This is a genomic window from Streptomyces sp. ATexAB-D23, assembly GCF_000373645.1.
GTDB lineage: Bacteria > Actinomycetota > Actinomycetes > Streptomycetales > Streptomycetaceae > Streptomyces > Streptomyces castrisilvae.
The window spans coordinates 324736-335123 of the sequence record NZ_KB892024.1 but is presented as its reverse complement, the minus strand read 5'-3'; the positions used below and the strand labels follow the sequence as shown (position 1 = coordinate 335123).

Below are 10388 nucleotides of genomic sequence, written 5' to 3'. Positions count from 1 at the left end.
GCGGCTCGGCTCAGAGCTGCGTGATGTCCAGCTCGCCCTGCGCGTACTGCTTGCGGATGACCTTCTTGTCGAACTTGCCGACGCTCGTCTTCGGCACAGCGGGGATGACCGACCACCGCTCCGGCAGCTGCCACTTCGCGATGCCCGAGTCGGCGAGGAACGACTTCAGGGCCTCGTAGTCGGCGGTGGCGCCCTCCTTGAGGACGACCGTGGCGAGCGGGCGCTCGCCCCACTTGTCGTCCGGGACGGCCACGACGGCGGCCTCGGCGACGTCCGGGTGCGCCATCAAGGCGTTCTCCAGCTCGACGCTGGAAATCCATTCGCCGCCGGACTTGATGACGTCCTTCGCGCGGTCGGTGAGCGTGAGGAAGCCGTCGGGGCTGATCACACCGACATCGCCGGTCTTCAGCCAGCCGTCCTCGCTGAACTTGTCCTCGGGCCGCAGCGCCTCGCCGTCGGCACCGCCGTAGTACGCACCGGCGATCCAGGACCCGCGCACCTCCAGCTCACCGGCCGACTCACCGTCCCACGGCAGGTGCTCGCCAGCCGGGCCGACCAGCCGCGCCTCGACGCCCGCGGGGAAGCGGCCCTGGGTGATGCGGTAGGGCCACTCCTGCTCCTCGGTCAGCCCGGCGGGCGGATTGGCCATGGTGCCGAGCGGGGAGGTCTCCGTCATGCCCCAGGCGTGACAGAGGCGGACGCCGAGCTTGTCGTACGCCTCCATGAGGGAGGGCGGACAGGCGGCGCCGCCGATCGTGACGTTGGCCATCGAGGTGAGGTCGCGCGGGTTGGCGGTGACCTCTGCGAGCAGCCCCTGCCAGATGGTGGGGACGGCCGCGGCGTGCGACGGACGCTCGCGCTCGATCATGTCGGCGAGCGGGGCCGGCTGGAGGAAACGGTCCGGCATCAGCATGTTGACGCCGGACATGAACGTCGCGTGCGGAAGCCCCCACGCGTTGACGTGGAACTGGGGCACGACGACCAGGGTGGTGTCCTTGTCGGTCAGACCCATCGATTCGCTCATGTTCACCTGCATGGAGTGCAGGTAGATCGAACGGTGGGAATAGACGACGCCCTTCGGGTCCCCCGTCGTGCCGGAGGTGTAGCACATGGCCGCGGCCTGGCGCTCGTCGAGCTCGGGCCAGTCGTAGCTGGTGGGGCGGCCCGCGATCAGCTCCTCGTACTCGTGCACCCGCACCGTCGCGCCGTCCAGCGCGGAACGGTCACCCGGACCGGATACGACCACGTGTTCGAGCGACGTCAGCTGGGGGAGCAGCGGCGCGAGGAGCGGCAGCAGCGAGCCGTTGACAAGGACGACCTTGTCGTCGGCGTGCTTGACGATCCAGATCAGCTGCTCGGCGGGGAGGCGGAGGTTCAGCGTGTGGAGCACGGCGCCCATGGACGGGATGGCGAGGTACGCCTCCACGTGCTCCGCGTTGTTCCACATGAGGGTCGCGACGCGCTGATCCGCGTCGATGCCGAGCTCGTCGCGCAGGGCGTTGGCGAGCTGCGTGGCCCGCCGCCCGATCTCGGCGAAGCTGCGCCGGTGCGGCTCGGGCTCTCCGGTCCAGGTCGTGACCTGCGACTTCCCATGAATCGTCATCCCGTGGTTCAGGATGCGGGTGACAGTCAGCGGTACGTCCTGCATGGTGCTGAGCACGGCGTCCTCCCGGTGGGCGCTACGCGGCAGTAGGGTTCCGCTGATTCTGCGCACATACCGAGCGGTATGTCACTACTCCCGAGGGTACGAATCGGTGTCGTCCGGCATTTCACACCGACCGGAGGGGTGGTGACGGACGGCTCCGCTCCGCTTGCCCGCGTGCCGGACGACTCAGCGGACCGGGGTCAGCTCCGGGTCCATACGCAGTTTGCCGAGCGCCCGGGAGACCGCGCTCTTGACCGTGCCGACGGATACGCCGAGCACCTCGGCGGTCTGGGCCTCGCTCAGGTCCTCGTAGTAGCGCAGGACGACCATGGCCCGCTGGCGGGCCGGCAGCTTCAGCACCGCCCGCCACATCGCGTCGTGCAACGACTGCTGCTCGGCGGGGTCGGGGCCGGGGGCCGTCTCCTGCTCGGGCAGCTCGTCGCAGGCGAACTCGTCGACCTTGCGCTTGCGCCACTGCGAGGTCCTGGTGTTCAGCAGGGCCCGGCGCACATAGCCGTCGAGCGCCCGGTGGTCCTCGATCCGGTCCCAGGCCACATACGTCTTGGTGAGCGCCGTCTGCAGCAGGTCCTCGGCATCGCTCGGATTCGCGGTGAGCGAGCGGGCGGCGCGCAGCAGCACCGGCCCCCGCGCCTTCACGAATGACGTGAACGAGGGGTACGGGACATACGGCGCCGCCGACGCGCGCACACCGTACGAGGTGCGCGCCGAGGCGGACGGACGCATCGGTGCGGATGTGCGCACCGCCGGTGCGAAAGTACGTGCCGCTGCCGACGTGCATGCCGGTGCGGCTCCCCTGGAGGTGCCCGTGCGGACTGGCGTGGTCATGGCTCCACGCTAGGAGCGGGGCCCGCTCCGTGGATCGCCCCCAGGTCCCGAAACCGCGTCCGCCTCAGGGTGTAGGCCCATGCACCCCTCCACCTCCTGTAGGTGGAGGGCCCACCCCTGCGGGACTCCGGGTCGCCCCCGGTGCGTACGCCCACGGACACGGCCCCCGTCAGCCCGCCCGGCCCAGCAGAAGACCTGAGGTCGGGACGCCCGTGCCGGCGGTGACCAGGGAGGTGGCGGCGCCCGGCACCTGGTTCACCGAGGTGCCCCGGATCTGCCGGACCGCCTCCGCGATGCCGTTCATGCCGTGCAGGTACGCCTCCCCGAGCTGGCCCCCGTGGGTGTTCAGGGGCAGCGCGTCCGCCGCCACGAAGTCCGCCGCCTCACCCGGGGCGCAGAAGCCGAACTCCTCCAGCTGCATCAGGACGAACGGGGTGAAGTGGTCGTACAGGATCGCCACGTCGACATCGGAGGGCGCGAGGCCCGAGGTGCGCCACAGCTGGCGCGCGACGACCCCCATCTCCGGCAGGCCCGTCAGATCGTCCCGGTAGAAGCTGGTCATCTGCTCCTGCGCCCGCCCCGCGCCCTGGGCCGCCGCGACGATCACTGCGGGCGGACGGCGCAGGTCACGGGCCCGTTCGGCGCTGGTGACGACGATCGCCTGGCCGCCGTCCGTCTCCTGGCAGCAGTCCAGCAACCGCAGCGGCTCGACGATCCAGCGGGAGGCCGCGTGGTCGGCGAGCGTGATCGGCTTGCCGTGGAAGTACGCCGCCGGATTGCGGGCCGCGTGCCGCCGGTCGACCACCGCGACATGCCCGAAAGCCTCCGGCGTCAGCCCGTACGTGTGGAGATAGCGCTGGGCCGCCATGGCCACCCAGGAGGCGGGCGTGAGCAGTCCGAAGGGCAGGTTCCAGCCGAGCGCCGCGCCCTCGGCCGTGGGCTCGCGCCGCTGCACGCCGGAGCCGAAGCGGCGCCCGGACCGCTCGTTGAACGCCCGGTAGCAGACGACGACGTCGGCGACCCCGCAGGCGACGGCGAGGGCCGCCTGCTGGACCGTCGCGCAGGCCGCGCCACCGCCGTAGTGGACGCGCGAGAAGAAGGACAGTTCGCCGATGCCGGCGGCCTGGGCGACGGTGATCTCCGGGCTGGTGTCCATCGTGAAGGTGACCAGACCGTCGACGTCCGCGGGGGTGAGCCCCGCGTCGTCCAGCGCCGCGTGCACCGCCTCGACGGCGAGCCTGAGTTCGCTGCGTCCGGAGTCCTTGGAGAACTCGGTGGCGCCGATCCCGGCCACCGCCGCCTTCCCACCGAGCGAGTCGGCCATGCGCACGCTCATACGGACCCCTTCGGACGGGTGACGCCTACGGGGATGCTGACGCTCACCGTGCCGGTGACGTGCCGGCCGAGCCCGTTGGCGCCGACGACGGACACCTCCACCGTCCCGTCCGCCCCGAGCGCGGTGACCCTGCCGCTCAGGACCATGGTGTCGCCGGGATAGTTGGGCGCGCCGAGCCTGATGGCGACGCGCCTGAGGACCGCCGTGGGGCCGAAGCGGTCGGTGACGTACCGCCCGACCAGGCCGTTGGTGGTCAGGATGTTCATGAAGACGTCCGGGGAGCCCTTCCCCCGCGCCGACTCCGCGTCGTGGTGCACGTCCTGGTAGTCGCGGGAGGCGATGGCACCGGCCACGATGAGGGTGCGGGTCACCGCGATCTCCAGCGGCGCCAGTTCCTCGCCGAGTGCGGGCGCGGGGGCGCCGGGCATCGGCGCGGGCGTCGGCGCGACGGGTTCCGGTCGGCCGTCGGTCATCGGCGCGACGGGTTCCGGTCGGCCGTCGGGCATCGGGGCGACGGGTTCCGGTCGGCCGTCAGGCATCGGGTCCGTCATTCCTCCGGCTCCCCCTCCGTCAGCAGCGTGCCGAGTTCCTGGAGTACGCCACCGCCGCTGCCGAGGTAGGCGTCGAGCTGCCGCCCCCAGAGGAAGTGCCGGTGGACGGGGTGGTCGAGGTCGGCCCCCGTTCCGCCGTGCAGATGCTGCCCGGTGTGGACGACGCGCTTTCCCGCCTCGGACGCCCACCATGCGGCCGTCAGCGCCTGTTTCCCGTACGGCAGTCCCTCGTCGCGGCGCCATGCCGCCTCGTACGCCGTGACACGGATCGCCTCGGTGTCCATGTACGCGTCGGCGGCCCGCAGCAGCACGGCCTGCTTGGTCGACAGGGGGCGCCCGAACTGTTCGCGCGTGCCAGTGTGTTCGACCGCTCGCGTCACCGATCCGGCGCACACGCCCGCCTGCACACCGGCGAACGCCGTCCGCGCACCGGCGAGCACGTCCTCGTACGCCCCCGCGTCCCCGAGCCGCTCGGCAGACGCCCCGTCCAGCACGAGCCGGCCGGCCGACCACGCGGCCGTGGTCTCGACGGGCTCGGTCCGCACTCCGCGCTCCCCGGTCCGCACCAGCCACAGGGTGCGGTCGGCGGCGGCGACCAGGACGTGTGTGGCGTCCCGCAGCCAGGGAACCAGCGGCACACCACCACTCAGACGGGCCCCTGCCTCCACGTGTACGGCGCCGCAGGCGGGGAAGGCACCCGTCGCCACCGCCGTACCGTCACGCAGCGGCGGCAGCAACCGCTCGCGCTGTTCGTCCGTACCGTGCCGGGCGACGGCCAGCAGCCCGTAGACACAGCTCGCCGCGAACGGCACCTGCGCCGTCGTCCGCCCCTGCTCCTCCAGCATCAGCACCAGGCCGAGCAGTCCGGTCTCCTCGACCGCCCCGGGCAGACCGGCCGCACACAGCTCCTTCCACAGCTCCGTGTCCGAGCCGCTGCCGGCCGCGACCAGGCGGTCGTGCGTCGACAGGTCCGCGAAGATCCGGGCGGCCAGCCCCTGCGCCGCGCACTGCTCCTCACTGGGCGTGAAATCCATGTCAGCCCTCACCTCCCGCCGAGGAGCGGAAGACCGGAAGTCGCGCCCCGGGGCCGGTACGCAGGAACTCCAGCCGCACCGGCATGCCCACCCGCACCTCGTCGTACGGCACACCGACCACATTGCTGACCATGCGCACGCCCTCCGCGAGCTCGATGAGTGCCACCGCGTACGGGCCGCCCTCGCCCGACTCGCTGAAGGCGGGGAACGGCGGGTGGTGCATGACGACGTAACTGAAGACCGTGCCCTCGCCCGATGCCTCGACCGTGTCCCACTCGGGTGATCCGCAGGTGTTGCAGCCGGGCAGCCAGGGAAAGCGCAGGGCGGCGCACACCCCACAGCGCTGGATCAGCAGCCGGCCGGCCGCCACGCCCTCCCAGAAACCGGCGTTGTCCCGGTTGACGACAGGTTCGGGCCGCGCGACACGGGCCGGCCCCTTGGCCTTCCCCCCTGCCTTCGCCGGGCGGTACTTGAGGATGCGGAAGCGGTGTGTCCCGGCCGGTTCGCCCGAGGCGCGGACGTCCATGCGCGTGGTGACGAAGTAGCCGGTGCCGAGTTTCGTCGTCTTGCGTGCGGATACGGACTCGATCACCGCGTCGAAGGTGACCCGGTCCCCGGGGCGCAGGGGGCGCAGATACTCCTGTTCGCAGTCGGTCGCGACGACAGCGGAGTACCCGGCCCCGTCGAGCAGGGCGAACAGCTCGTCGTAGGGCCCACTGCGGTCCGTGTGACCGGACAGACCGCCCATCGTCCAGGCCTGGAGCATCGTCGGCGGAGCAATGGCGTCCGGTCCCGTGTAGGCGGGGTTGGTGTCGCCCATCGCCTCGCACCAGTGCCTGATCATCGGCTCGTTGACGAGGTCCTTGCCGGTCCCGGCGGTGGCGGCGGGCCGCCCTTCGTACGCCCTGAGCCGCCCGTACAGCTCGTCGGCGCCCTCCCTCACGCCCTCGTCCACGCCGGCTTCCGCGCTCGCGTTCCCGGCTGTCACCGCTTCGCCCCCCTCATGCCGAGCCGCATCATGGCGACGATCTCCCGCTGCACCTCGCTCACCCCGCCCCCGAACGTGTTGATCTGGGCCGCCCGGTTCATCCGCTCCAGCTCGCCGTCGCCGAACGCGCCGGGGGAGCCGCCGCGGATGAGGCCGGCGTCGCCCGTGATCTCCTGGCACATCCGGTAGACCTCCACGGCGCTCTCGGTCCCGGCGAACTTCACGCCGCTCGCGTCGCCCGGCGCCAGTGCGCCCGCGCCCACGTCCCCGACGAGGCGCCAGTTGAGCAGGCGCGTCGCCGCCAGCCGCGCATACGCCTCGGCCAGCCGGGAACGCACCCACGGCTCATCGGCCGGGCACCGGCCCGTCAGCGGATCGGGGGTGCGGGCGAAGGCGAGCGCCGCCGCGTAGAAGTCCTCCGCCTGCATGCCGATCGCCGCGAGCGCCACTCGTTCGTGGTTGAGCTGGTTGGTGATGAGCCCCCAGCCGGCGTTCTCCTCCCCGACGAGGGCGGTGGCCGGGACGCGCACACCGTCGTAGTACGTGGCGGTGGTGGTCAGACCGCCCACCGTTTCGATGGGTGTCCACGAGAAGCCCGGCGCGTCCGTCGGCACGAGCAGGATCGAGATGCCGCGGTGTTTGGGCGCGTCCGGGTCGGTTCGGCAGGCGAGCCAGATCCAGTCCGCCTGTTGCGCGTTGCTGGTGAAGATCTTCTGCCCGTCGATGACCCAGGCGTCGCCGTCCCGTACCGCCCGGGTGCGCAGCGCGGCGAGGTCCGTACCGGCCTCCGGTTCGCTGTAGCCGATGGCGAAGACGGTCTCACCGGCGAGGATCCGGGGCAGGAAGTACCCCTTCTGCGCCTCGGTCCCGTACTTCATCAGGGTGGGGCCGACGGTGTTGAGCGTGACCATGGAGACGGGCGCGCCGGCCCGGTACGCCTCGTCGAAGAACACGAACTGCTCGTCCGCGCCGCGCCCCTGCCCCCCGTACGCGACGGGCCAGCCGAGGCCGAGCATCCCGTCCGCCCCGATCCGCCGCAGCAGCAGCCGCTGCGCGTCCGGATCATGGACCGCGTGGCCGGGCTCCGGCATCACCTCGCGGAAGTAGGCACGGAGTTCGGCGCGCAGACGGAGCTGGCGCTCGGTCGGGGCCAGATGCACGTCGACGCCTCCCGGGAACGGCATGAGGACCGGTCGGCAGCGCACTGCGAGCCGACCGCTACAGGTTTCTGACTGTCCGTCAGATTCACTGCCACTGTCAAGGCACGCGACACCACCGCCCGTACGCACACGTCCCACGTGCCCTCCGCGCACGTCCCCACGTGCCCCTCCGCACACGGAACGGCCCGCACGGGCGCCGAAGCAGCGCCTGTGCGGGCCGTAGCCGTCCTTCCGTCGCGGTCCGGCCCCCCGCCCGGACCGCGACGGACCCCGCGCTCACCAGAGGTTGGTGAAGTTCACCGCCAAGTTGTGCGTGGACTGGTCGATGTCGGTGAACCCGGACCCGTTCACCTGCGCGGAGTTGCTTTGATTCGACGCCCCGGGCCCGGTGGCCTGTTGTTGGGAGGTCGACGAGTTGCCCGCGTTGTCCCCGCCGACCCCGCTGCCGCCGATCGTCGCCACGCCGGCGTTCGATCCGCCGCTCGCGATCGAGCCGTTGTCCGCCTGCGCCACCCCGCCGAGGAGAACGGCGGCAAGAGGCAGCGCGGCAACAACGGCGAGGGCACGAGCGGTACGGATGCTTGCCATGTCTGTTCCTCCATGAACCGGAAATAGGGCTGAGGCCGAACCCGGGCCGGCGGCCGACCGCCCGGTGATGATCACGACGTCGCGGATCAAAGCTGCCCAGCGCCGTACCGGCGAACCACCCGCGCCTCCCGATTCCCCCGCAAGCGTGAGGAAGGGAAACCAAACCCCCGGGAACGTCCGAACCATCCGCTCGGGCCCGCGAGGTCCCCAGCAGGGCCGCAGAACAGCCCCGGAGAAGTGGGCGAGGAAACAGGGCGGAACCGGCCGGATTCGAACCGGCGCCCTCGCGGTTTTGGAGACCGCGCGCGACGACCTCTGCGCTACGGGCCCCGCCCCACCCACCATCCTAAAAGCCCGCACGCACAACCGAACGGCCCCCGCCCGATGCACCTGGTGCACCTGGACGGGGGCCGTTCCCATGCGGTGGGTGTGGGATTTGAACCCACGGTGACTCGCGCCACGACGGTTTTCAAGACCGCCCACATCCGCGAACGCTTGGGGCTCTGACCTGCCCGTTTACTGGCGCTGCGCCCGGGCGGGCTTCGCCCGGCCCGTACATGGCCCACGGCGCACAAAGACTGCCCGGCCACGCCTGACGATCCCTCATTGCGGTGCACAGGCCACATCAACGAAACCGTCCGTCGATGTGGCCTGTGCCCATCCCGCTAGTCGACCGGTAGCGCCGCACTCGCCCGCGCTTAGGCCCGAAGCGCTGTAACCAGAGCGGCAACGGCCCCCAGCAGAGCCGCGACGGGGGTGGCGATCTGTACCAAACGGTTGACCCACCTAGAGGTGCTGTCGTTACGCTCTCGTGCGGAGGGGCTGTCAAATCCCATGGTGCCAGTTCTCCAATCCTTGCGAGACCCCGAGGTGTAGAGTTCGGCGGCTCGTTCGAGCGAAGCCCTGTTCCTGCCCTTGCCGACAGGAACAGGGCTTTCTTGTGGCACCGATGTAAACCTGTCCGGTCCCCCTATGCGATCCTGCCGGTCGCTTCCGTCAAGACCCGGACGCCAAGAGCGCAGTTGGACTAGGCTTCCGTACCCAGCCCCGGACATCAGCGGACAGTGCCGGACGCAGCCGGACAGGTAGATCAAAGAGGCCACTTATGGACCTGGCAGCACAACTCCGGGAACTCCGGGTTCGCGCTGGAGACCCATCGATTCGCAGCATCGAGCGCCTGATTGCAAGGCAAGGCAGACAAAGCAAGATGGCCCGGTCGACCATTCAAGATAAGCTCTCAGGCACAAGCCCTCTCAACCTTCCTCAAGTCTTGTCAATTGTGGAAGCGCTAGGTGAACACGCCCGACTCAATGACGCACCATTGCCACAGGAGGAGATCGACCAATCGATTTGGCGCGAAAGGACATCTGCTGCGAAAAAAGAGAAGGAGCAAGCTTCTCAAGCACACATGAAAATATTGCCGTCCAAAAAAATCTCCTGGGACAGTGAACCACTAGAACAGGCACACCTGCACGATCTCGTGCAGATTGTCACGGACTCGGCACACCTTCCAGCCGCAGGTTGGCTACCCGGACTCCTGCGGGAAATGATCAAAGCCGGAATGACTGTCACAGAATTTATTACCAGAGCTTCGGAAGAGGATCCGCTTAGTGTCGTGCGGACCCTCGCGGCTCTGGAGGACGAGTTCCCGTACGTGGACTCCCAGTGGGGGCGATGGGCGGCGACGGAGAACAATATGACCGTGGGCATGCTTCTCCGCCTCACGGCTCAGCGGGTCGGCGACACCGCATCTCCCGCCATCGTCGCTGGACTTCGGCGTTCGGATGTCGGATTGCACGTCGAAAGGTACTTGATTGAAGTCGGGGTGCACCTGCCTCCGGATCGTATCGAGAAGGCAGTAGACCACCTACGTTCGGCGACCTTGCAGGTAGACGCACAGGCTCTGCTTAGCGGGACTGGGACTCACCGAAGCTCGAACGAATTGGCGGCTGTCGTTATTCACTTTCAGACAAAAGGGAAAGTTTCCGACAGGGACACAATTCTTGCGGGTGTCGCCAAGGCCTCGTGGTTCCACGCGCGAGACGTTTTCCTGGAATTGGAAAAATCGTCGGCACCCCGTGAATGCCTCTGGGAAGTAGCTAAGGGGGTGCCGTACGGCAAACATGCGGAATATGCGCAAAATCTACAAGACGCCAACATGGAACTGTTTGCAGAGCTAGTTAGAAAGGCGGCATCTGAACCGCCGTTCTAACGGCCCGTACGGCTACCGGCCCTTGCTT

9 protein-coding genes and 2 tRNA genes are annotated in these 10388 nt (G+C 69.5%); 1 reads left to right on the top strand and 10 read right to left on the bottom strand.

From position 1 onward, the window contains the following. Nucleotides 1-10 precede the first annotated feature (10 nt). From B082_RS0122170 to B082_RS39240, 10 genes are all read right to left on the bottom strand, one after another. Entirely contained in the window at nucleotides 11-1660 is a 1650-nt protein-coding gene (locus B082_RS0122170) for a long-chain fatty acid--CoA ligase (RefSeq protein WP_018554009.1), read from the bottom strand. Nucleotides 1661-1831: 171 nt separating this feature from the next. Beyond that, complete coding sequence (locus B082_RS0122165; RefSeq protein WP_037710628.1) at nucleotides 1832-2491, bottom strand: SigE family RNA polymerase sigma factor; 660 nt, start codon at nucleotides 2489-2491, stop codon at nucleotides 1832-1834. Nucleotides 2492-2660: 169 nt separating this feature from the next. Further along, a complete protein-coding gene (locus B082_RS0122160) occupies nucleotides 2661-3827 on the bottom strand; it encodes a lipid-transfer protein (RefSeq protein WP_026250065.1) in 1167 nt (388 codons plus the stop codon). After that, nucleotides 3824-4255 (bottom strand): MaoC family dehydratase, encoded by a 432-nt coding sequence (locus B082_RS0122155; protein WP_026250064.1) that lies wholly within the window; start codon nucleotides 4253-4255, stop codon nucleotides 3824-3826. The genes B082_RS0122160 and B082_RS0122155 overlap by 4 nt, the downstream gene beginning before the upstream one ends. A 119-nt stretch (nucleotides 4256-4374) precedes the next feature. After that, nucleotides 4375-5412, bottom strand: a complete 1038-nt coding sequence (locus B082_RS0122150) for an acyl-CoA dehydrogenase family protein (protein WP_018554005.1) — start codon at nucleotides 5410-5412, stop codon at nucleotides 4375-4377. Nucleotide 5413: 1 nt separating this feature from the next. Then, nucleotides 5414-6400, bottom strand: a complete 987-nt coding sequence (locus B082_RS0122145) for a bifunctional MaoC family dehydratase N-terminal/OB-fold nucleic acid binding domain-containing protein (protein WP_018554004.1) — start codon at nucleotides 6398-6400, stop codon at nucleotides 5414-5416. Further along, nucleotides 6397-7560: an acyl-CoA dehydrogenase family protein gene (locus B082_RS0122140; protein ID WP_026250062.1), complete on the bottom strand. Its 1164-nt coding sequence runs from the start codon at nucleotides 7558-7560 to the stop codon at nucleotides 6397-6399. The genes B082_RS0122145 and B082_RS0122140 overlap by 4 nt, the downstream gene beginning before the upstream one ends. Before the next feature lie 276 nt (nucleotides 7561-7836). After that, nucleotides 7837-8148: a hypothetical protein gene (locus tag B082_RS0122135; RefSeq protein WP_018554002.1), complete on the bottom strand. Its 312-nt coding sequence runs from the start codon at nucleotides 8146-8148 to the stop codon at nucleotides 7837-7839. A gap of 255 nt (nucleotides 8149-8403) precedes the next feature. After that, nucleotides 8404-8479, bottom strand: a tRNA-Trp gene (locus B082_RS0122130). Nucleotides 8480-8569: 90 nt separating this feature from the next. Then, a tRNA-OTHER gene (locus tag B082_RS39240) sits at nucleotides 8570-8657 on the bottom strand. Between the two features lie 596 nt (nucleotides 8658-9253). Between B082_RS39240 and B082_RS39235 the strand changes: the two genes are divergently transcribed. Further along, nucleotides 9254-10360: a hypothetical protein gene (locus tag B082_RS39235; protein WP_158688890.1), complete on the top strand. Its 1107-nt coding sequence runs from the start codon at nucleotides 9254-9256 to the stop codon at nucleotides 10358-10360. Nucleotides 10361-10388 lie beyond the last annotated feature (28 nt).

Bases quoted from the DNA above. Each gene is read 5' to 3' on its own strand.
- B082_RS0122165 (WP_037710628.1), bottom strand. From the start codon at position 2,491: ATGACCACGCCAGTCCGCACGGGCACCTCCAGGGGAGCCGCACCGGCA.
- B082_RS0122160 (WP_026250065.1), bottom strand. From the start codon at position 3,827: ATGAGCGTGCGCATGGCCGACTCGCTCGGTGGGAAGGCGGCGGTGGCC.
- B082_RS0122155 (WP_026250064.1), bottom strand. From the start codon at position 4,255: ATGCCCGGCGCCCCCGCGCCCGCACTCGGCGAGGAACTGGCGCCGCTG.
- B082_RS0122150 (WP_018554005.1), bottom strand. From the start codon at position 5,412: ATGGATTTCACGCCCAGTGAGGAGCAGTGCGCGGCGCAGGGGCTGGCC.
- B082_RS0122135 (WP_018554002.1), bottom strand. From the start codon at position 8,148: ATGGCAAGCATCCGTACCGCTCGTGCCCTCGCCGTTGTTGCCGCGCTG.
- B082_RS39235 (WP_158688890.1), top strand. From the start codon at position 9,254: ATGGACCTGGCAGCACAACTCCGGGAACTCCGGGTTCGCGCTGGAGAC.